The sequence below is a fragment of the Thiothrix subterranea genome, from assembly GCF_016772315.1.
In the GTDB taxonomy this organism is placed as follows: domain Bacteria; phylum Pseudomonadota; class Gammaproteobacteria; order Thiotrichales; family Thiotrichaceae; genus Thiothrix; species Thiothrix subterranea.
This window is the reverse complement of the sequence record NZ_CP053482.1, coordinates 1,710,114-1,730,990: the sequence shown is the minus strand read 5'-3', so window position 1 is coordinate 1,730,990 and position 20,877 is coordinate 1,710,114. Positions and strand designations below refer to the sequence as shown.

Sequence of the window (20,877 nt, the reverse complement as noted above, 5' to 3'; positions counted from 1 at the left end):
CTCGTTAATTTTTGACTTACCCCCTCATGTCCGAAAACAGTCTCAACAACCACAGTGATCTTGTCTGGAAAATTGCTGAATTACTCCGTGGTACTTACCGCCCTCCTCAATACCGGCGGGTCATGATCCCCCTGATTGTGTTGCGCCGTCTGGATTGTGTGCTGGAGTCCACGCGGGAACAGGTAAAAGCGGAACTTACCAAGCCGATTTACCAGACCATGCCGCCCGCCAAAATGGAAGAAACCATCCATGCAAAGCTGGGTATCCCCTTCCATAACCGCAGTGATTTTACCTTCAAAAAACTGCTGGATGATGCGGACAAGCTGGAAACCAACCTGAACAAGTTCATCGGTAGTTTTTCGGTCACGGCGCGGCGGATTCTGGAAAAGTTCGAGTTCGATAAAGAAATCACCAAGATGGAAGATGCCAACCGCCTGTATGAGGTGGTCAAGGCATTTGCCGATATGGATTTGCACCCCGACCGCCTCAGCAATCTGGAAATGGGCTACATCTTTGAGGACTTGGTACGGCGTTTCAATGAACAGGCGAATGAAGAAGCCGGGGATCACTTCACCCCTCGCGAAGTCATCAACCTGATGGTGAATTTGGTATTTGCCAGTGGTGGCGACCAAGGCACTGCGTTTGCAGACGGCAAACGTATCACGGTGTATGACCCGACGTGTGGGACGGGCGGGATGTTGTCCGAGGCGGAAAAGTTCATCAAGGCATTAAACGGCAAAGCCAACATCGAACTGTTCGGGCAAGAATACAACGCCGAATCTTACGCCATTTGCGGTTCTGACCTGATGATTAAGAACGAGCCAACCCAAAACATTGTCTACGGTGACACCTTGGGTACGGGGCGTTCTAAGCCGGACAGTGATTTTGTGGATGGTGATGGGCATCCCAACCAGAAATTCCATTACCTGCTGGCGAATCCGCCGTTTGGGGTGGAGTGGAAGAATCAGCAGAAGCATGTCACAGACGAATACAAAACAGGTGGCTTCAACGGGCGTTTTGGGGCGGGTTTGCCGCGTATCAATGATGGCGCATTGCTGTTTTTACTGCACATGATTTCCAAGATGCGCCCGGTGCAAGCAAGGGATAACGGCGCACGCATTGCAGTAGTCTTCAACGGCTCCCCCCTGTTTACCGGCGATGCGGGCAGCGGTGAAAGCAATATCCGCCGCTGGATTATTGAAAATGACTGGCTGGAGGCGGTGGTAGGCTTGCCCGATCAGTTGTTTTACAACACCGGCATTTATACCTATGTCTGGATTCTCAACAATAACAAAGCACCCGCGCGGTGCGGCAAGGTGCAACTGATTAACGCTACCCAATTTTTTGTAAAGATGAAGAAAAGTTTGGGCAACAAGCGTAATGAAATCGGTAATGGGCAGGGTAACAAACCCGATCATATCGCGGAAATCACCCGTATCTACAACGACTGTCAAGACGATGATAGCCGTGTATTGGTGGTGGGTGACAAGCCGGTGAAAGTCAGCAAGGTGTTTCGCAATCAGGAATTTGCTTACCTGAAACTGACGGTGGAGCGTCCGTTACGGCTGAATTTCCGAGTGGATGATGCACGTATCCAGCGGTTTAAGGAGGGCAGTTATTTCATCGGTTTGCCCCTGTCAGGCAAGCGCGTGGATTTGCAGGGGCGGCAAGCGGATATTGCAGCGGGCAAGGAACGGCAGGCAGAAATTTTGTCCGTGCTGGTGGGGATGAAGGCGGCGTTTGCTGACGGTCGGTTAGTGCTGGAACGTGTCGAATTCAGCAAACAACTGAAAGCGGCGTTTATCAAAGCGGAAGTGAAAACCGATGCGGCCTTATTGAAAGCCTTGTTGTTGCCGAGTGCGTTGGGGGAGCGTGACCCGCAAGCCAAGCCGTGCATTGCCAGCCTTGGCGGGTTTGAGCCTGACCCTGAATTGCGCGATACCGAACAAGTGCCGCTGCCTGCGGCTATAGCGTTACCTTTGCCTATCGGTTACGACGAAAAGGACAGCAAGGCGAAACTGATTGCGTTGGTGCGGGAACATTGCAATGCCTACCTCAAGCGCGAGGTGTTGCCGTACCGTGCGGATGCGTGGATTGATTTTGAGAAAATCAAAGTCGGCTATGAAATCCCCTTCACGCGGCATTTTTACGAGTATGCCCCGCCGCGTCCGCTGGCTATGATTGGGCAGGAAGTCAAAGACCTTGAAGCCGAGATTGCGCGGATGCTGGAAGGAGTCATTTAATGGACTACCCCGCGTATCCCGTCTACCGCGAATCTGGCATCGAATGGCTCGGCAAAATCCCCGACCACTGGGAAGTCCGCCGCCTGAAATTCGTTGCTGAAATTCAGAATGGTCGTGATTATAAGGAAGTCGAAAGTTCTGAGGGTTATCCTGTTTTTGGGTCTGGTGGTGTCTTCAGGTTTGCTACTGAATATTTGTATGATGGTGAGTCGGTGCTTTTTGGTCGAAAAGGTACTATTGACAAGCCGTTGTATGTAAATGAAAAATTCTGGACTGTAGACACCATGTTTTACAGTGTGATCTTAGAGCAAACACATGGGCGGTTTTTATATTTTTTCGCCACAACCCTGCAATTTAATTTGTTGGCGACTCAAACGGCATTGCCTAGCATTACCCAAACTGATTTAGGCAACTATTTAATTTCATACCCAACCTATCAAGAACAGCAAACCATTGCGCAATTTCTTGACTACAAAACCCAGCAAATCGACCAGCTTATTGCCAAGAAAAGAACCCTGATCGACAGGCTCAACGAGCAGCGGATTGCATTGATTACCCACGCTGTCACCAAAGGCTTGAACCCCGCTGTAACGCTGAAAGATTCCGGCGTTGAGTGGCTGGGGAAAGTGCCGAAGCATTGGCAACAACGTCGATTAAAGTTTGTAGTGCAAAATATTACTGATACAGAACACAAAACAGCAGAGTATTTTGAAGATGGCGAATACTTAGTTGTGCGTACAACAAATGTTAGAAATGGAAAACTGATACTCGATAAAGCTAAGTATACAAACCAAGATACTTATGAGGAATGGACAAGACGTGCCAAGCCAAAAGCGGGTGATATTCTCTTTACGCGAGAAGCACCAGCGGGAGAAACCTGTATTGTTCCTGATGATATAAAACTCTGTATAGGTCAAAGAATGGTGCTATTTCAGTTTGATAAAACCAGCATGAATCCTATTTTTTTGTTGAACTCTCTACATGCGGGTTTAGCTGATGAGTTTATAAAAAAATTATCACTTGGGAGTACGGTTGCTCACTTCAATATGTCGGATATACAAAACATTCCAGTTTTTGTTCCGAATATCAAAGAACAAAATGATATTGCAGTGTATTTGGATAAGGAGACGGCGCGGATTGATCGAATGGTGGAGCTGAATAAGCAGACGATTGATAAGCTCAAGGAGTACCGTACTGCGCTGATTACGGCGGCGGTCACGGGTAAAATTGATCTGCGCAACTGGCAGCAGGAGGCTAACCATGCAAACCCATGAATTACCCCCTCACGAAACCCTCACCATCGAATTCAAAAGCGACCGCAAGAAACTACCCGATAGCGATTTGCTGGCAGCAGTAATTTGCCTTGCCAATACCGAAGGCGGCGAACTGTGGCTAGGTGTTGAGGATGACGGTACGCCGACTGGCTTGCACCCCGACCACCAGATGGCAAATGCGTTAGTTGGCCTGATTGCCGCCCGCACCTCCCCTTCGCTGGCTGTGATGGTGGAGGTTGTGGATGTGCAAGGTATCCGCGTTGCCCGCATCAGCGTACCCCAAGCCCATTCAGCAACCGCCACCACCGCAGGTGTTTATTTACGGCGGCGGCTCAAGTTTGACGGTTCGCCCGAATGTGTCCCGCTGTTGCCGCATGATTTCATCAGCCGCTCAACCACCTTAGGCCAGTTGGATTTGTCGGCTCAGCCGGTGCAAGGGGCGCAACTCAGCGATTTTGACCCGCTGGAACGGGAACGCTTGCGCCAGAATATCCAGCATTACGGTGGCGACCGGATATTACTGGAACTGGATGACGAAGCCTTGGACGGCGCATTGGGTTTGACCCGCCGCACCCCTGACGGTAGCCGCATACCTACCCTGCTGGGCTTATTGTTGCTGGGGCGCGAGGCCGCCTTACGCCAGTTTGTCCCCACCCACGAACTGGCGTTTCAGGTGTTGGAACGTGAGGCCGTGCGTTTCAATGAGTTCCGGCGTTTCCCGTTGCTGAAACTGTTGGATTGGTTGGAAACCAGTTTTCGCCCTTTCAATCCAGAGCGTGAGCTGCAAGTGGGTCTGTTCCGTGTACCCGTGCCGCAGGTCGATAGAGCGGCATTCCGTGAAGCCATCGCCAATGCCATTATTCACCGTGATTACACCCGTTTGGGTGCGGTGCATGTGCGGCTGGATGATGAGGGTTTAACCATCAGTAATCCCGGTGGCTTGGTTGAAGGGGTAACGCTGCATAACCTGCTGACCACCGAACCCCGCCCGCGCAATCCCGCCTTGGCGGATGCCATGAAGCGGATTGGTTTGGTGGAGCGTTCCGGGCGTGGGGTGGATCTGATTTACCGGGGTTTGTTGCGCTTTGGTCGTCCGCAACCGGATTATCGGCGTACCGATGCGGTCAATGTTGTGCTGAAGTTGAGTACGGCGGAAGCTGACCTGAATTTCCTGAAAATGGTGGTTGATGAAGAAAGTCAGCGGGGTAGCCAGTTACCGATTGATAGCCTGATCACCTTGGCAGTGTTGCGCGAATACCGGCGTATCACCAGTGAAGAGCTGGCACAGCATTTACAAAAAGACCTGGATCAGGCCAAGCGGGTGCTGGAAACTTTGCATGAAGCAGGCTTGGTTCAAGCACATGGCGTGACCAAAGGGCGTTCTTACACACTGTCGGCTGGGCTATACCAAGCATTGGGCGATAAAGCGGCTTACACGCGCCAAGTCGGTTTTTCCAGCTTGCAGAATGAGCAACTCATTTTGAATTACGTGGCACAACACGGGCAAATCAGCCGCAGTGAGGCAATGGAGTTATGCCGGTTGTCTGAAGGACAAGCCAAAGCCTTGCTGAGAAAGCTAACACAATCAAAGCAGTTACAGATGAAAGGTGCGAGTATTGCTACTTTTTACACCAAACCGGATGAATGCGGATGAATGCGGATGAATGCGGATGAATGCGGATGAATGCGGATGAAGATGTAAGCAATTAATGGTAATTTATCGCCACTTATGCGCTTGCTGTTTACCCTAAAGGACACCCCATGCCAGCCGGAAAAACCCATACCGAAGACCGTTTTGAAGCCGCCATTGAAGCGGATTTGCTGGAATTGGGCGGTTATGTTGCCGATGACACCCCTTATGACAAGGCTTACGCCTTCAAGCCTGATAGCGTGCTGCGTTTCATCGAAGCAACCCAGCCCAAACAATGGCAGGCATTCCGGCGCATCCACGCTGACAACAGCCGCAAGCACCTGCTGGAAAGCCTGCACAAAGAACTTGCCAATAAGGGCATGTTGCACGTCCTGCGCCACGGTTATAAGTGTTTTGGCAAACCGTTTCGGGTGGCTTACTTCGCCCCCAATAACCAACTGAACCCCGATACGTGGGAGCTATACGCGGAAAACCGCCTCAGTGTCACCCGCCAGCTTTATTTCAGCGCACAGGACAAAAAATCACTGGATATGGTGCTGTTCCTGAACGGTTTACCCATCGCCACGCTGGAACTCAAAAATGAAATGTCAGGCAGTGAGACGGTGGAGGATGCGAAAAAGCAGTACAAAGAACGCCGCAATCCCAAGGAATTGCTGTTTACCTTCAAGCAACGGGCATTAGTGCATTTTGCCGTTGATACCACCCGCGTATTCATGACCACGCGCCTTGATGGTCAGCGCACCCATTTCCTGCCATTCAACCGTGGGTACAAACACGGTGCGGGTAATCCACCTGTTGAAAATGGTTATGCCACCACGTATTTGTGGCGGGAAGTATTGACGCGTGACAGCCTGTTGTCGATTCTCGGCAAATTCATGCACCTGCAAGTGGAAGAGAAAAAGCTGTATAGCCCGACAGGGATCACCCGCATCCAGAAAGAAACGCTGATTTTCCCACGTTACCACCAACTGGATGTGGTGCGTAAACTGGTGATGCATACCCGCACTGTGGGTGCGGGGCGTAATTACCTGATCCAGCATTCTGCCGGTTCGGGTAAATCCAATTCCATCGCGTGGTTGGCGCACCATCTGGCGAGTTTGCACAATGCCGCCGATAAAAAAGTGTTTGATACCACCATCGTGGTCACAGACCGGCGGGTATTGGATCAGCAGCTACAAAAAACCATCTACCAGTTTGAACACAAAGAAGGGGTCATCAAGCGCATCGACGAAAATACCCGCCAATTGGTGGATGCACTGACCAGCCACACCCCAATCATTATTTGCACCTTGCAGAAATTCCCGTTTGTGGTCGAAACCATCGACAAGCTCAACCAAGAAAAAGCTGAACAGGTGGATGGTGATCAAGGTGCTTATCAGCCTTTGATATGGACGAGCAAGGGCAAACGTTTTGCCGTGATCGTTGACGAGGCGCACAGTTCCCAAACGGGTGAAAACGCGATGGACTTGAAAGGTATCCTCAACAAGGAAGGTATTCAGGAAGCCGCCCAGCAGTACTTGGAAGCGCATCGCGATGAATACGGCGATGTGGAAGGCGATATTGACCCGCTGGAATCTGCCGTGCGTACCCTAATGAAACGCGGTAAGCAGGAAAACATCAGCTTTTTCGGTTTTACCGCTACCCCCAAATACAAGACCAAGTATATTTTTGATGAGCCGGGGGAAGATGGCAAAGCGCCGTTTCATAAGTACACCATGAAACAAGCGATTGAAGAGAAATTCATCCTTGATGTGTTGGCGAATTACACCACTTACGACACGTTCTACCAGCTCAAACTGAAAAGTGAAGATGACCCGGAAGTGGTACGCACCCCAACCACCAAAGCATTAATGCGTTTTGCTTCGTTGCACCCAACCGTCATCCAACAAAAAACTGAAATCATCATTGAACATTTCCGTCAACACGTCCGGGCTAAAATCGCGGGACGTGCCAAGGCGATGGTCGTCACAGAATCGCGTTTACACGCAGTACGCTACAAACGCGCTTTTGATGCTTACATCCAGAAAAAAGGCTACACCGACGTGCGTACCTTGGTGGCCTTTTCGGGTACGGTCAATGATAAGGACATACCGGGAAGCAGCTTTACCGAAGTGCGAATGAATAAGGGCATCAAGGAACAGGAATTGCCCGAACAATTCGACAGCAATGAATATCAGGTATTACTGGTAGCCGAAAAATACCAAACGGGTTTTGACCAGCCCTACCTACACACCCTGTACGTGGACAAAAGCCTATCCGGGATTCAGGCAGTCCAAACCCTGTCACGCCTCAACCGAACCTGTGCGGGCAAAACCGATACCTTTGTGTTGGATTTCAGGAATAAAACCGATGACATCTACAAGGCTTTCAAGCCCTTTTACGAAGTCACCCAAGCAGAAGATTTGCTAGATGCCCAAAAGCTCTATGATTTACAACATCAGGTCATGGAATATCACCTGTTCACGCTGGAAGATACCTTGGTGTTCTACCAATGTTTTGACCCACTCAAGGACAAAATCAATCAGAAAGACCACGCCAAAATGAATAGCTTGCTAGACAAAGCTGTCGTGCGTTTTGGTGAGCAGGAGGAAGCCCAACAAGACCAATTCAAAAGCCAGTTGGTCAATTTCCGCAATACTTACGCTTTTTTATCGCAGGTTATCCCGTTTCAAGATCAAGAGTTGGAACTGCTGTACGTCTATGCCCGCTTTTTGCTAACCAAACTGCCACGCCGACCCTTTGCCGATACCGAGCGTGTTGATGATCTGGTTGACCTTGAATTTTATCGCGCTGAGAAACAAGAAACACGGCGAATCCACTTGAATGATGGCGCAGCGGCTGACCCACTGAAAGCACCTACCGATGTGGGAACGGGTGGGGGGAAAGAGGAAAGGGTTGCCCTGTCGTGCCTGATTGACTTGCTGAATGAGCGTTTCGGTGGCGATTTTACCCAAGCCGATGAGCTTTTCTTTAACCAGATTCAACAGCAGGCAGTGGAAGATACTACCCTGCAACAAGCTGCTAAGGTCAATAGCTTCGAGGACTTCAAAAGCCTGCTGAAAGATGCTTTGAATGGGCTAATTGTCGAGCGCATGGATGACAATGAAGCCCTGTTTGCCCGTATGATGGCTGACGATGAATTCAACTCAACCGCTTTCGAGTGGATGGCAGAACGGATTTATCGGCAATTGGATCCGCCAGATGGCGGGGATGATGTTAAGCATACTGCCCCGCACACCAACCCGACGCCCACGCCCACTGAAAATTATACCCCCCAACCAGCCGGTGACATCCACGGTTTCACCAATGAAATACAGCCCCGGCACTTTGCGGACTTCCAGCGTTTTAGACGATAATTCGCGCGTATCCACCCCACCCAAGCTCACTTCAGCCGTGCGCATTCCTTCTGTACCCGCCGGGGTTAATTCCCATGCGTGCAATTGCGCGGCAATCGACTGAAGCATTTTATCGCCGTATTGCCCCAACGGACGGTTAGGAAACAAGGTTTCGCACAAGCGTTGCGCCAAGCGATTGGGCAAGACTTCGGCTAACAACGTTTTCAATTCCGCTTTCGGGCGTTGCTGTTGCACGCTTTGTAGCCACGCATAAGCATCTAGCCCCGGTAGCAAGTCAATTTGTACTGCTGCTCCTTTTTGCCAATACGATGAAATTTGCAACATTGCCGGGCCACTCAAGCCCCGATGCGTAAACAGCATCTGTTCGCGAAAATAACCGTCCCCGCAACTGACCGCCACGGGCGTACTAACACCTGCCAAGCCCGCGAATAAGCCTTCTAATAAAGTCTGGTCAAACGTGAACGGCACAAGTGCGGGCGAAAACGGAATGTTTTTCAAGCCAAACTGTTTGGCGATGTGGCTGCCGAAATCGGTTGCTCCCATGCGTGGAATCGAGGGGCCGCCGGTGGCAATCACCAGTGACGCTGCTTGGAATGCCCCTTGCGTGGTGTGCAGGTGGAATTGCGCGTCTGCTCGCTGAATCTGGGTGACGTCGGTATTGAGGCGCAAGGTGACAGCGGCTTGCTGACACTCTGTCCACAACATCTCCACGATCGCGGGGGCTTTTTGGTCACAAAACAGTTGCCCCAAGGTTTTTTCATGCCAGCTCAAGTGGTAGTGACGCATCAAATCAAGGAAATCGTTGGCGGTGTAGCGTGCCAGTGCGGATTTACAAAAGTGGGGATTCTGAGACAAATAAGCGGCTGGGTTGACGTGCAGATTGGTGAAATTACAACGTCCGCCGCCGGAGATGAGAATTTTTTTACCGATTTTGTCGGCTTTGTCGAGCAATAGCACGCGCCGCCCGCGTTTTCCGGCCATCGCTGCACACATTAATCCCGCCGCGCCTGCGCCGAGAATCACAACATCATAAGTTTCTGGGGTTTGCATGGGCGCATAATAAGCGTTTGTTTGCTAAGAAAAAAGCCCGCGATAGGTGCGGGCTTTCGGAAATCTTTCGATCGAAGAGGGGATTTTACCAGTGAATGCTCACGGTGCGTCTTCCCCAGCGTTTTGCTTTGTGGACATCTCTTCCCATGTAGATGTCGATTTTTTTGCGCCAGCGTGAGTGCATTTTGTCCATAACGACGTATTCGCCGTCGAGGTATTCACCATCTGGGCTTTTGATTTTTACCTTGTCACCGTAGCTAAGGCCATGCTTTTTCAACAGATCTCTGGAAATAGCGATGGCTTTCATGCCAGGTGTTAGGCGGTCGCCCCATGCGGCGATGTCTGGAGTACTATCAGTTTGCTTGGAAACCGAGTTATAAGCGGTAGCGGTTACATTAAGGCTGTTCGGCCGTTTCTGCCCAGCCGAGGCGATTCCAACCATGCTAATGGTTAGAAGAACCACTGTTAGGAGACGTTTTACAGTAAACATAAATTAACCTAAGTTTTTAATTTAAAAAGAAATTTTACTAAAGTTGATCGAAAGATTAAAAAGATATTAGCATATCAATATATTCTAATGAAGAAGATTTTGACGTGCGACTGACAAACGGTAAGGTTTGGGGTGATGAATGATTGGCGACACTAATCAACTTCACTGTATCTATATAACAACATAGTATAAGGTAACTGAGTGTATATCAGAGACACAGTATTGTCATTTTTTTGCTGATAAAAATTTCGCTGGTTAATTAAATTAATCAATAATCATCATTTATGAGCCATGTAAAACAATGGTTTGAAAATAATGGTGATGCTAATTGCTAATTAATCAGAAATTTAAATGGATAAAATACGATTTTAATTATGGTAAACACTATTATTATTGCCACTTTGAATGCGCGCTACACCCATGCGTCGTTGGGTTTACGCTACTTATTAGCCAATCAGGGTGAGTGGCAAGCGCAAACAAAAATCATGGAATTTACGATTGCAATGCGCCCGTTGGATATTGCTGAGCAATTATTAATCGGTCGACCGCGTATCATCGGTTTGGGGGTGTATATCTGGAATATCACCGAAACCACCGCCTTAGTAGCGTTGCTCAAAGCACTCGCCCCGGACGTGGTGATTGTGTTAGGCGGCCCGGAAGTCAGTTACGAAACCGCGCAACAAACGATTGTGCAGCAGGCGGATTACGTGATTACCGGGGCGGGCGAGGTGAGTTTCCGGCAATTGTGCGGGCAATTGCTGCACGGGCAAAAGCCCTTAAACAAGATTATTGCTGGCGAACAAGTGCCGTTGGCGCAGTTGACGCTACCGTATACGCAATACACCGAGGATGATTTAGCAACACGCTCAATTTACGTGGAAGCCTCACGCGGGTGTCCGTTTAAATGCGAGTTTTGCTTATCTGCCTTGGATAAAACCGCGTTGCCGTTTGAACTACAACACTTTTTGGCGGAAATGGATCGGCTGTGGCAGCGGGGTTTGCGTCAGTTTCGCTTTGTGGATCGCACCTTTAACTTGAAAATTGCCACGACGGTGGCGATTCTGGACTTTTTCTTGGAACGCTTGGATGCGGCAACGTTTTTGCATTTTGAGCTGATTCCCGACCATTTGCCGGACGCGCTTAAGGAACGGATTACCCGTTTTCCACCCGGTTCTTTGCAGTTTGAAATTGGCATTCAAACCTTTAACCCAGAGGTGCAGGCGCTGATTAGCCGCAAGCAAGACAATGCAAAATCGGCGGAAAATATCCGTTGGTTGCGGGAACATTCTGCCGCGCATTTGCACACCGATCTGATTTTTGGGTTGCCGGGGGAGGATTTGCCGAGTTTTGGGGCGGGTTTTGACCGTTTGATGGCCTTGAATCCGCATGAAATTCAGGTGGGTATCCTCAAACGCTTACGTGGTACGCCGATTATTCGCCATACCGAGGCGTTTGGGATGGTGTACAACCCGCAGCCGCCGTACAACATTTTGCGTACCGATCGGGTGGATTTCGACACCATGCAACAGATGAATCGGTTTGCCCGCTATTGGGACATGATCGCCAATTCCGGGCGGTTTGCGCATACCTTGCCGTTGTTGTTGGGGGATGCGCCGTTTGCGCGTTTCTGGGCATTGTCGGCTTGGATTTATGCGCAAGTGCAACAAACGCATCAAATTGCGTTGCCACGTTTATTCGTGCTGGTACATGGCGCTGGGCAGGCAGTGCTGGGGATTGAGCCAAGCGTGTTGGAAGACGCTTTGCTGCAAGATTATGCAGTGACGGGGCAGAAAGGGCAGATTCCGTTTTTGAGCGAAGCCCGTAAAAACCGGGCAACGCCACAGGATGGCGGTAAAAGTGGCAATCAGCGCCAATTACGCTTTCTGAATTAAGACTTGCTGCACACTTCTTTGGCAAACGTGGGGTAATCAACGATTTTGGCGCTTTCGCAGGCAATCTTGCAGCGCCGTGCGAACGATTCACCGACAAAACCGGGGTGTTCACCTACCGCCGCGACCCCGCGTGTTAGGTAGCCGGGGAAACTGGCTTGCGGGTCGGCGCAGTTGCCATCGGTTTCGCGGTGTTCTTTGCACGCGCCTAGGGCTTCTTCGTACAACCAGCGGCAGTTTTCTTCGCCAACAAAGCTTTTGGGCACGGTTTCGAGTTCAATGCCCAATTGACTGCCTTGCAGTACCGCATTTTTGTGTTTGCCCGCTTGGAAACCCAGATCCAGCAATAAGCGTTCGCCATCGACATTCACGGTGAGATCTTCTGGCACGGCGTTGAAATCGGCATGGCTCACCATGATGGGGTCAGCGTCTTCCTCCAACAGCAGGAAATGGAACTGGTTTTGCGGGCAAGCCGTGCCGCCGCAATTCGTACCAAACAGCACCACATCGCGGTTATTTTGTTTAATGTAGTAGTGCAGCGACAGGTAAAAACCTTCTTGTTGGAAAATCTTCTTATCATTCAGCATCAAGGAGTCTGGGGGGGAGTCGGGCTGGCTGTGGGTGATTTGTAATTTGCCAAACCGGGTATCCAGCGTCTCATTTTCCAGTTCCAAGGCTTGGATATAGGTTTCCAAGACGGTGACGTTGGAGGAGGGCGAGGCTGCTGGGTTTTCGGGAGCGTTATCGCAGCTTGTTAACAGTAACAACAGGCTACAGGCGCTTACCCAACTTAAATGTGCCAGATACTTCAGCATAATAATCATTAATCCGGTGAGGTTCAGGTTTGGATACTAATGGATAGCCATCCGTTCGGCAATTCCTTGTTTCCAAACGGTTTGCATCCGTTCACCGATCGCAGTGAAGGTGGGGTTTTGGTGGTTATGCATTGTATATTATTCATAACTTAAAATATTGTGCACTCTATCGTCTTGATTTCCTTTCTGTTAAATTGATATTCGTCAGTTGATCATTGAGGAATAATAAACATGTCTGCATTAGATTTGGCAGATTACTTGCGGTTGCGTCTGCGTGCCATGCAGATGACGACTACGGAAGCTGCAAAACGCTCTGGTATTTCACGTCAAACATGGCATAAGTTGTTACGTGCAGAAATTGGTGAGGCCAGATTATCCACCCTGACTCAGGTGGCGGATACGCTGGAAACTCACCCGTTAAGCATGTTACGTATCTTTTTTAATGGACGTGAGGTGTCACAAGCCGGGCGCAGAGGCGGTAGTACCGCGTTTGTGCTGGGCTTTGTGGCGGATGTAACCTTCCCCGACAATAGTCAGGTTCGCGCCGGGGAAGAATTTGAGAAAATCTGGGAAGTCACCAATTTAGGCAAAGAAGCTTGGATTGGTTGGCACTTGCAATGCGTGAGTATTGATGGCGACACCAAACTCTTACCAGCGAGTGAAAGTGTGCCGATTCCCGATACCAAGCCGGGCGAGCAGGTGCGTTTAGCGGTGCGTTTGCGTGCACCCAATACGCCGTGCAGTGCGGTGATTTCGCATTGGAAATGTGTCAATGCGGCGGGCGAAATGGCGATTCCTTCTCATGCTGGGCTGTATTGCATGGTTAAAGTGATACCGTGAGCTAGACATCCCAGTCATGGCAGGTCGTCTGCCAGCGTAGAGACGCAAGATTTTGCGTCTCTACATTAGGCTGATTTACAAATGCAATAATCCGGCTAAATAGAACAATCTATCCCGATTAATCCCCCCTAATTTATCGCGCAGTTTATCCAGCACCTTGCTGGCGTAGCGATACGAAATCCCCGTGTGATCTTGAATGTTTTTGAAGGGCTTACCCGTGGCAGCGTAACGCAAAATGGTGATTTCGGTTTCATTTAAGCTTGGCAAAAACGGCGAGGTAAACCGCGTACAGGTTTGCGGGTCGGATAATACCAAACTGTGGAATATCTGCGTCATCTGCAACAACAGTTCGGCGCGTTCGCGCATTAAATGGTTAAAAATATCAGGGTGTTCGCTGCTGATAATATTGATGGTGGAAATGCCGATTGCCCCCGCAGCGGGAATACTGAGGGCATTCACGCAGCCGTATAATTGCGTGGCTAACTTATCAAAACGATTTTCATCAGGTTTCAGCCCGATGGTTTCAGCGTGTTCGCGGTAGTTTGTCAGGGAAAAATCGTGGTTTTTGATTTTTTTGACGCTGATGTCGCAGCGATCCAAGTTTTCAGCGACGTAGTGTTGCAGAAAATTAACCGGGTAATCATTCGTATGCGTGAATTCTGGCGGTGCTGGGAATAGCTTGCCTTCACGTTCCATGCTCAACAGCGGCAAGTAGGTGTAGACAACCCGCCCTTCAAACCCCAACGTTTCGATGAAGTTGACGTAAAGCGTGAAGCGTTCTTGAAACGAGGGTTTGGAAAACAGTGTATTAACAAAGTCACCGAGTAAATATTGATGAGGGCGCATAAATCCAGACTTCCCAGCAACGGGGCTTTGGGTGTTAGTACCACTAGTCTAACGGCAGTCGACTGCCACGCTCAAGCGGCATCGTCAAGGGTGGAAATTTCTACCTTGTTGCCCCACGCCCAAACCGTGAAACTCAATGCCATTATTGGGTATTATCGAGGGAACAGGGGATGTCATCAATGGATTTAGCCAACTACGTGCAACGCCGGATGCAGGTGTTGGGTCTCAGCATCAAAGACGTGGCAGAGCGTTCGGGGCTTTCGCGGCAAACCTGGCACAAGCTGATGCGGGCAGAGATTCAGGAGGCGAAAGTGTCGACCTTAATCAAAGTGGCAGCAACGTTACGGACTTCGGTTCCCGATTTATTGGAGGTGTATTTCCAGTCGAATGGGGCATCGAATCATCAGTGGAAGCAGTATTCGGCAGGTGGCGCGACAGTCTAATTGCAAGCTGGGGATGGAGGGGTAGCGCATGAATTTGTTGCCAGGGTCTGCCAATGTAGAGACGCAAAATTTTGCGTCTCTACGGTGGTGTGGTATTTGCACTTTTAGGGGGTTAATTTTTAATTGGCTTCACCCGACTTGCCGCTTCCGCCGCTCGCGCCCGCGCTTCATCGGTATCCTTACCCCGCGCTAACGCCACGCCCATGCGCCGCCGCTCGAACGCCACCGGCTTGCCAAACAAACGCACGTCGCTTTCTGGCACTTGCAGCGCGTGTTCCACGCCTTCAAACGCAATGCCTTCCGCTTCCATCCCGCCGTAAATTACCGCACTTGCGCCTGTGGAATGCAATGCGGTATTCACAGGCAAACCGAGGATGGCGCGGGCGTGTAGCTCGAATTCGTTCTGGAATTGTGTTGCCATCGTCACCATGCCGGTGTCGTGCGGACGCGGGCTGACTTCGGAGAAATACACGTCATCGCCGCGCACGAATAATTCCACCCCAAACAAGCCGCGCCCGCCGAGGTTATCCGTAATTTTCGCGGCAATGTCCTGCGCTTTGGCAAGGGCACTGGTGCTCATGGCTTGCGGCTGCCAGCTTTCGACGTAATCGCCTTTGACTTGGCGATGCCCAATCGGGTCGCAGAAATGGGTGGCAATTGCGCCGTTTTCCCCCACAGCTCGCACGGTGAGTAGGGTGATTTCGTAATCAAAATGGATGCATTCTTCCACGATTACCCGCCCATGATTCACCCGCCCCGCTGACAGTGCGTATTCCCACGCGGCTTCCACCTCGTCTGCGCTTTTTAGCATCGACTGGCCTTTGCCTGAGGATGACATCACCGGCTTGACGAAACAGGGGTAGCCCACGTCATCGGCGGCAGTTTGCATCTCTGCCAAACTGGAGGCGAAGTGGTAGCGCGAAGTCGGCAAACCCAAGGTTTCCGCTGCCAACCGGCGGATGCCTTCGCGGTTCATGGTCAGTTGCGTGGCACGAGCGGTGGGGATGACGGTGGCTAAGCCATCCGCTTCAATAGCCGCGAGTTCGTCGGTGGCAATCGCTTCGATTTCCGGCACGATAAAATGCGGTTGTTCGGCTTTCACCAAGGCGCGTAAGGCTTGCGGGTCTGCCATATTGATGGCGTGGGCGCGGTGTGCGACGTGATGCCCCGGTGCATCGGCGTAACGGTCGACCGCGATTACTTCCACGCCTAAGCGTTGCAGGGCAATGATGACTTCTTTGCCGAGTTCGCCGCTGCCGAGCAGCATGACGCGGGTGGCTGAGGGGGAAAGCGGGGTTCCGATGCGCATGAATGGCCTCCGAGCGGGCAACAAGTGGGTGGAAAAATCTGGAGAATAGCACAAGCGATTCCTGCGCGTTACACTCTGCCGATTCGAGACTTTCATGGATACAGCAATGACTTTCAAGGTAACGGTTCAGCCTTCGGGACACACATTTTGGGCAGAAGCTAACGAGGCAATTTTGGAGGCGGGTTTGCGCCAAGGCGTGGCGTTGCCCTACGGTTGTCGCGGCGGGGTATGTGGTTCGTGTGCTGCCACGGTGCTGAGTGGGCAGGTGCATTACCCGTTTGGTGAACCGCAAGGGCTTGCGCCGTATGACGAAGAACGCGGCAAGGCGTTTTTGTGCATGGCAGCCGCTATGAGCGATGTGGAATTGGATGCGCCGCGTGTGGGTTCTGAGCCGGACATTGAAATCAAAGCCTTGCCGGTGCGGGTCGAAAAGCTGCGTAAATTGGCGGCGGATGTGATGGAGTTGACGCTGAAATTGCCCGCGTCCGAACGCTTGCGGTTTCGGGCGGGGCAATACATCGACATTTTGCTGAAAGATGGCAAACGCCGTGGTTTTTCGCTGGCGAATGCGCCGTTTAACGATCAGTTTTTGGAATTGCATATTCGGCATGTGCCGGGTGGTTATTTCACCAGCCATGTGTTCAATGAGATGAAGGAAAAGGCTTTGTTGCGCATTGAGGGGCCGTTGGGGAGTTTCTATATCCGCGAATCCGAACGTCCGCTGATTCTGATGGGCGGTGGCACGGGGTTTGCGCCGCTAAAAGGCATGTTGGAACAGATGATGGCGCAAGGGCTGGATAAGCCAGTGCAGTTGTATTGGGGCGTGCGGGCTAAGGCGGATTTGTACATGGATAGTGTGGTGCGTAGCTGGGTAGCACGTCACCCATTGTTGACTTACGTGCCGGTGTTGTCGGAGCCGTTGCCGGAAGATGCTTGGGCAGGGCGCACGGGCTGGGTGCATGATGCGGTGGCACGTGATTTCCCCGATTTGTCGGGGCATGATGTGTATTTGAGCGGGCCGCCACCGATGGTGAATGCGGCGCAAACGGCGTTTTTGGCGCAGGGCTTGCCGGAAGCGCAGTTGTTTTACGATTCGTTTGAATACAGCCCGGATACGCTGAAGGCGATGCAGGGGTAATGGTGAATAGATGTTATGAAAATAGTGTATCGTGCTGCCAATTTAATCGAGGCTGATATTGTCGCGGGCATGTTGCAGAGTCGCGGAATTGAAGCGGAAGTGGGTGGTCGTTACCTGCAATCGGCGGTAGGCGATGCGGCTGTGCATGATTTCGCACGGGTGCTGGTCAGCGAGCAGCAATACGACGCGGCGTTGGCGGTGGTGGCGGAATATGACAGCACGTCAGTGGGTAGTGTTTCGAGCGACGATAAAGACCCGTCATTTGCAGCGCTGGGGATTTTTAGTAAGCCAGTGTTGTTTTGGTTGGTGTTGCTGTTGTTCATGCTCTGGTTTGTGCTGGGCATTCCGGGTTTTCAGTCATGGGTGGCGATGTGAGGGCGTTCTGCCATGAAATCAGCGTCGGCACTGGGAATGTCGGCAAACGATGTCCAGCTTTTGCGCTTGGGGGTGATGATGAGTGCATCGCCTTCGCGCCGAATCAGCATTTCATCAATGCCTTCAAACTGGAAAATGCGCGGGATGCGGACGGCTTGGCCTTGTCCGTTTTTGCATAATCTGGCGGCTATGGCAGTCACGGCGATACCCTCTTGCGGGGGTTCAAGGCTCTACTGGATTACGAATGTTTGCGCCTGTATCATCAATTGAAGGCCATTGCGTAAATTGAGTAAATGTCGTCATCATGAAAAACAGATACACCTCTATCGAGATTTGTGCCGGAGCAGGCGGGCAAGCCCTTGGGCTTCATTTGGCTGGTTTTAGGCATCAAGTGCTCATCGAAATAGACTTACCTGCGTGCAAAACACTCAAACATAACAATGAACACCATAATTTAGGGTGGGGCGATATTATTGAAGGGTGTGTGGAACAATTTGCCAAATTTACCTCCCACCGCTACAAAGGCATTGATCTGGTTGCCGGTGGCGTTCCTTGTCCGCCCTTCTCGAAAGCAGGCAAGCAACTTGGTCAGAAGGATGAGCGGGATTTGTTTCCGGCAGCATTGGAGATTGTAAAAAATACTACTCCCAAAGCGGTCTTGCTTGAAAATGTCTCTGGCTTGCTGGATGCAAAATTTGATGATTACAGAGCTGACATTGAAGCCTGTTTAGAAAAAATGGGTTATACGGTTTTCTGGAAATTGCTCAATGCTTCTGATTTTGGCGTGCCTCAATTGCGCCCACGGGTTGTGTTGGTGGCGTTGAAATCTGAATTTTCCCGCTATTTTACTTGGCCTGAAAATAAAACAGTTCCTCCTACCGTTGGTGAAATGCTGTATGACTTAATGGCTTCACAAGGTTGGGAGGGGGCAGCAGAATGGAAACAGAAAGCTAACAAAATTGCCCCTACGTTAGTTGGTGGCTCTAAAAAACATGGTGGGCCTGATCTTGGTCCCACTCGCGCTAGACGTGCATGGCAAGAACTGCATGTGAATGGCAATCTGCTGGGTGAGCATCCACCAGAAAAGGGGTTTGTCGGTTATAAAAATAAGATTGGCTATGAAAACATGCCGTTGCTGACGGTTAGGATGGCAGCCAGAATCCAAGGCTTTCCTGATTGGTGGGAATTTTACGGCAAAAAAACACCCGCCTATAGGCAAGTGGGTAATGCGTTCCCTCCGCCTGTAGCAGAAGCCGTGGGTAAGCAAATTATTGCTGCACTGGATATGGCTAATAGTGAACGTTTGGCGGCTTAACTGTTTTCTTGCTCATCAAGATAGTAGTTTGCTGCCGTTTCCATGATGTTATCAGGGCTTTGGCCTGTTTGAGCGGCGTATTTATCCACTCGGCGCAGGGTGGCTTCGTTGATGGAAAACATCGCTCTTACCCCGTGTTTTTCAGGAAAAGCCCAAGAGCATGTCCCGCAATCCAGTGAACATCCTTCACACGCTCTTCTTTTGCCGACATTGCAGTTGTTGCACATCGGTTGCCAATTCGACAGTTCATTACCGCCACCACGGGAAAGTGGCACTTTATGATCAGCTTGTAAGCCTCTGACACCGGGCTGAAGTTGCACACCGCAAGTAGAGCAAGTGAACGTAGCCTCTTGGAATAGTTTGTTCTTCTGGCTTTGAGTCAAATACTCACGGTCTTGTGCATCTGCCAGTTCTGCGGAATGGATGCGCCATGCGTGACCAGAACATGATTCTAGGTATGCCGTTTCAATGTCGCAACCCAGTTGATCGCGGAGTTCTCTGGTGCGTCTATCGAAATATTTCTGACCTGTCAGTTCCAGCAGTTCGGCAGAGGAAACCCACGGTTTCGGGAAGCTGTCGGACGTGTTACCCCATAAGCGTCGAATGATCTTTTCTTTTACATCGCTGATTTTCTTACGTTCATTCAGTGAGTTGAGATAGTCGTCTACGTTCATAATAGCCCTTGGTTAATCTTATTCAACATGCATAGTGCTTGATAATACTACGCATGTTGGGTGATTAGCCATCTACCGTCCGCGCTGTGGAAGGATGCCTAATGGCGTTAGGGTGCAAGAAAGAAATACCTGTTAAGGCAACGATTGCATCACCGTCTGCATTGGAATGAACAGCGTCAGCGGTTTGGTCGTATAGGGCGTAAACCCATACTTCAGATAAAAGCGTTGCGCCTGCTCGTGTTTGGCATCCACGATAATGCCGACCGTACCGATTTCCCCCGCAATTCTGGCGCAGCGTGCCAATGCATTCATCAGCAAGAGTTCACCCATGCGTTGCCCTTGGCAGGTTTTGTCTACTGCCAAGCGGCTCAAGCGGGCGACGGGAACGGGGTATTGTGGGGGCAATTTCTTGCGGGTAGCGGCAGGCAAATCTTCCAATTGCGATTCCGCCATGCTCAGGCTGTAGAAGCCTGTCACGGTGTCGTTATCAATGGCAACGAAAGTACGGCTGACGTTTTTGCGGCTGTGTTGCCCTGCCAGTTGTTGCAAGTAGTGGTTCAAAGCAGATTCGCCGCAATCGAACGCATCCCGCGCTATCGCGGGGTTGAAGGGAATAATTTGCATCCGGCTCAATCCAGCAAGGTATGATGGCGTTGCATGGCGGCACGTAGGGCGGCATTGGGTGGCGGTGGGTTATCCAGCAAGTCCATGAAACGATCCCATTCCTGCTGGTTCAGGGTGATTTGGCGGGATTCTGCCAGCACTGTTTCGGCGGCTTTGCGGGCGGCATTCAACAGGAAATCGGTCATGGAAATGTTGGAAACAGCCGCAGCCGCAATCAGCATCCGCTTCAGTTCGGGTGGGGTGCGGATGCTGATGCGGTCATCTTTGGCGGCGGTGCTGGGCATGGGGCGTTCCTCGTTAGGCTATGTGGATAGTCTAGGAGGAATGACGTGATTTGTACATCCAATGGCAACCCAAATCTTGAATTCAAAATCAATCGAGTCTGACCCGCTTTGATTTATCGTTGTATTTTTGCAGGCAAGCGTATATTCCTGTTATGATGGCTATCATCTGCTGATAATAAAGATGATGGTATGGCATACGATGACGGACTGAGCATCCTGCTGGAACTGAATGGCACGGAATACACGGAAGAAAACGGTTAT

General features: G+C 50.7%; 18 protein-coding genes and 1 pseudogene. 10 read left to right on the top strand and 9 right to left on the bottom strand.

What is annotated here, in order from left to right:
• The first annotated feature begins 26 nt into the window (after positions 1–26).
• The 4 genes and pseudogenes from HMY34_RS08485 to HMY34_RS20545 all read left to right on the top strand — a co-directional run.
• Positions 27–2,243: a type I restriction-modification system subunit M gene (locus HMY34_RS08485; RefSeq protein WP_202718811.1), complete on the top strand. Its 2,217-nt coding sequence runs from the start codon at positions 27–29 to the stop codon at positions 2,241–2,243.
• Positions 2,243–3,517 carry a restriction endonuclease subunit S gene (locus HMY34_RS08480; protein ID WP_202718810.1) on the top strand — a complete coding sequence of 425 codons (1,275 nt, stop codon included), beginning with the start codon at positions 2,243–2,245 and terminating at the stop codon, positions 3,515–3,517. Before HMY34_RS08485 ends, HMY34_RS08480 begins: the two co-directional genes overlap by 1 nt.
• A complete protein-coding gene (locus HMY34_RS08475; RefSeq protein WP_202718809.1) occupies positions 3,504–5,171 on the top strand; it encodes an ATP-binding protein in 1,668 nt (555 codons plus the stop codon). Before HMY34_RS08480 ends, HMY34_RS08475 begins: the two co-directional genes overlap by 14 nt.
• Before the next feature lie 107 nt (positions 5,172–5,278).
• Positions 5,279–7,498: pseudogene (locus HMY34_RS20545) on the top strand (type I restriction endonuclease subunit R); the annotation flags it as partial.
• 816 nt (positions 7,499–8,314) lie between these two features.
• Here the strand turns inward: HMY34_RS20545 and HMY34_RS08460 are convergent.
• Positions 8,315–9,574: a BaiN/RdsA family NAD(P)/FAD-dependent oxidoreductase gene (locus HMY34_RS08460; RefSeq protein WP_323127465.1), complete on the bottom strand. Its 1,260-nt coding sequence runs from the start codon at positions 9,572–9,574 to the stop codon at positions 8,315–8,317.
• Positions 9,575–9,659: 85 nt separating this feature from the next.
• Positions 9,660–10,064, bottom strand: coding sequence for a 3D domain-containing protein (locus tag HMY34_RS08455; RefSeq protein WP_202718808.1), 405 nt, complete (start codon positions 10,062–10,064; stop codon positions 9,660–9,662).
• Between the two features lie 374 nt (positions 10,065–10,438).
• On the opposite strand from HMY34_RS08455, the gene HMY34_RS08450 reads away from it, so the two are divergent.
• On the top strand, positions 10,439–11,956 hold the full coding sequence (locus HMY34_RS08450) for a B12-binding domain-containing radical SAM protein (protein ID WP_202718807.1): 1,518 nt from the start codon (positions 10,439–10,441) through the stop codon (positions 11,954–11,956).
• Here HMY34_RS08450 and HMY34_RS08445 read toward each other — a convergent pair.
• Positions 11,953–12,768, bottom strand: a complete 816-nt coding sequence (locus tag HMY34_RS08445) for a hypothetical protein (RefSeq protein ID WP_202718806.1) — start codon at positions 12,766–12,768, stop codon at positions 11,953–11,955. The two genes, HMY34_RS08450 and HMY34_RS08445, sit on opposite strands and share 4 nt — an antisense overlap.
• Positions 12,769–12,999: 231 nt before the next feature.
• Here HMY34_RS08445 and HMY34_RS08440 point away from each other — a divergent pair, with 231 nt between their 5' ends.
• Positions 13,000–13,608 (top strand): NBR1-Ig-like domain-containing protein, encoded by a 609-nt coding sequence (locus HMY34_RS08440; RefSeq protein WP_202718805.1) that lies wholly within the window; start codon positions 13,000–13,002, stop codon positions 13,606–13,608.
• 75 nt (positions 13,609–13,683) lie between these two features.
• Here HMY34_RS08440 and HMY34_RS08435 read toward each other — a convergent pair whose 3' ends face one another.
• Complete coding sequence (locus tag HMY34_RS08435) at positions 13,684–14,454, bottom strand: autoinducer binding domain-containing protein (protein WP_202718804.1); 771 nt, start codon at positions 14,452–14,454, stop codon at positions 13,684–13,686.
• Between the two features lie 179 nt (positions 14,455–14,633).
• Between HMY34_RS08435 and HMY34_RS08430 the strand changes: the two genes are divergently transcribed.
• Complete coding sequence (locus tag HMY34_RS08430) at positions 14,634–14,897, top strand: helix-turn-helix domain-containing protein (protein WP_202718803.1); 264 nt, start codon at positions 14,634–14,636, stop codon at positions 14,895–14,897.
• Positions 14,898–15,009: 112 nt separating this feature from the next.
• Here the strand turns inward: HMY34_RS08430 and purT are convergent, their stop codons facing one another.
• The gene (gene purT / locus HMY34_RS08425) at positions 15,010–16,206 is read right to left on the bottom strand and encodes a formate-dependent phosphoribosylglycinamide formyltransferase (protein WP_202718802.1); all 1,197 of its coding nucleotides are present in this window, start codon (positions 16,204–16,206) and stop codon (positions 15,010–15,012) included.
• Positions 16,207–16,300: 94 nt separating this feature from the next.
• Here purT and HMY34_RS08420 point away from each other — a divergent pair, with 94 nt between their 5' ends.
• Complete coding sequence (locus HMY34_RS08420; RefSeq protein WP_228288017.1) at positions 16,301–17,344, top strand: CDP-6-deoxy-delta-3,4-glucoseen reductase; 1,044 nt, start codon at positions 16,301–16,303, stop codon at positions 17,342–17,344.
• A 15-nt stretch (positions 17,345–17,359) separates the two neighbouring features.
• Positions 17,360–17,719 (top strand): putative signal transducing protein, encoded by a 360-nt coding sequence (locus HMY34_RS08415; RefSeq protein WP_202718801.1) that lies wholly within the window; start codon positions 17,360–17,362, stop codon positions 17,717–17,719.
• On the opposite strand, the gene vapB is transcribed toward HMY34_RS08415, so the two are convergent.
• A complete protein-coding gene (gene vapB / locus HMY34_RS08410; protein WP_202718800.1) occupies positions 17,698–17,919 on the bottom strand; it encodes a type II toxin-antitoxin system VapB family antitoxin in 222 nt (73 codons plus the stop codon). The two genes, HMY34_RS08415 and vapB, sit on opposite strands and share 22 nt — an antisense overlap.
• A 104-nt stretch (positions 17,920–18,023) precedes the next feature.
• Here vapB and HMY34_RS08405 point away from each other — a divergent pair, with 104 nt between their 5' ends.
• Positions 18,024–19,034, top strand: a complete 1,011-nt coding sequence (locus HMY34_RS08405) for a DNA cytosine methyltransferase (RefSeq protein ID WP_202718799.1) — start codon at positions 18,024–18,026, stop codon at positions 19,032–19,034.
• Here HMY34_RS08405 and HMY34_RS08400 read toward each other — a convergent pair.
• The 3 genes from HMY34_RS08400 to HMY34_RS08390 all read right to left on the bottom strand — a co-directional run bounded on the left by HMY34_RS08400 (position 19,031) and on the right by HMY34_RS08390 (position 20,616).
• Complete coding sequence (locus HMY34_RS08400; protein WP_202718798.1) at positions 19,031–19,708, bottom strand: HNH endonuclease; 678 nt, start codon at positions 19,706–19,708, stop codon at positions 19,031–19,033. The genes HMY34_RS08405 and HMY34_RS08400 overlap by 4 nt on opposite strands.
• 132 nt (positions 19,709–19,840) lie before the next feature.
• Entirely contained in the window at positions 19,841–20,332 is a 492-nt protein-coding gene (locus HMY34_RS08395) for a GNAT family N-acetyltransferase (RefSeq protein ID WP_202718797.1), read from the bottom strand.
• Between the two features lie 5 nt (positions 20,333–20,337).
• A complete protein-coding gene (locus HMY34_RS08390; protein WP_202718796.1) occupies positions 20,338–20,616 on the bottom strand; it encodes a type II toxin-antitoxin system TacA family antitoxin in 279 nt (92 codons plus the stop codon).
• Between the last annotated feature and the right edge of the window lie 261 nt (positions 20,617–20,877).

Excerpts from the sequence above, each read along its gene's own strand:
- HMY34_RS08485 (WP_202718811.1), top strand. The coding sequence starts at position 27 with ATGTCCGAAAACAGTCTCAACAACCACAGTGATCTTGTCTGGAAAATT.
- HMY34_RS08480 (WP_202718810.1), top strand. The coding sequence starts at position 2,243 with ATGGACTACCCCGCGTATCCCGTCTACCGCGAATCTGGCATCGAATGG.
- HMY34_RS08475 (WP_202718809.1), top strand. The coding sequence starts at position 3,504 with ATGCAAACCCATGAATTACCCCCTCACGAAACCCTCACCATCGAATTC.
- HMY34_RS08460 (WP_323127465.1), bottom strand. The coding sequence starts at position 9,574 with ATGCAAACCCCAGAAACTTATGATGTTGTGATTCTCGGCGCAGGCGCG.
- HMY34_RS08455 (WP_202718808.1), bottom strand. The coding sequence starts at position 10,064 with ATGTTTACTGTAAAACGTCTCCTAACAGTGGTTCTTCTAACCATTAGC.
- HMY34_RS08450 (WP_202718807.1), top strand. The coding sequence starts at position 10,439 with ATGGTAAACACTATTATTATTGCCACTTTGAATGCGCGCTACACCCAT.
- HMY34_RS08445 (WP_202718806.1), bottom strand. The coding sequence starts at position 12,768 with ATGCTGAAGTATCTGGCACATTTAAGTTGGGTAAGCGCCTGTAGCCTG.
- HMY34_RS08440 (WP_202718805.1), top strand. The coding sequence starts at position 13,000 with ATGTCTGCATTAGATTTGGCAGATTACTTGCGGTTGCGTCTGCGTGCC.
- HMY34_RS08435 (WP_202718804.1), bottom strand. The coding sequence starts at position 14,454 with ATGCGCCCTCATCAATATTTACTCGGTGACTTTGTTAATACACTGTTT.
- HMY34_RS08430 (WP_202718803.1), top strand. The coding sequence starts at position 14,634 with ATGGATTTAGCCAACTACGTGCAACGCCGGATGCAGGTGTTGGGTCTC.
- purT (WP_202718802.1), bottom strand. The coding sequence starts at position 16,206 with ATGCGCATCGGAACCCCGCTTTCCCCCTCAGCCACCCGCGTCATGCTG.
- HMY34_RS08420 (WP_228288017.1), top strand. The coding sequence starts at position 16,301 with ATGGATACAGCAATGACTTTCAAGGTAACGGTTCAGCCTTCGGGACAC.
- HMY34_RS08415 (WP_202718801.1), top strand. The coding sequence starts at position 17,360 with ATGAAAATAGTGTATCGTGCTGCCAATTTAATCGAGGCTGATATTGTC.
- HMY34_RS08405 (WP_202718799.1), top strand. The coding sequence starts at position 18,024 with ATGAAAAACAGATACACCTCTATCGAGATTTGTGCCGGAGCAGGCGGG.
- HMY34_RS08400 (WP_202718798.1), bottom strand. The coding sequence starts at position 19,708 with ATGAACGTAGACGACTATCTCAACTCACTGAATGAACGTAAGAAAATC.
- HMY34_RS08395 (WP_202718797.1), bottom strand. The coding sequence starts at position 20,332 with ATGCAAATTATTCCCTTCAACCCCGCGATAGCGCGGGATGCGTTCGAT.
- HMY34_RS08390 (WP_202718796.1), bottom strand. The coding sequence starts at position 20,616 with ATGCCCAGCACCGCCGCCAAAGATGACCGCATCAGCATCCGCACCCCA.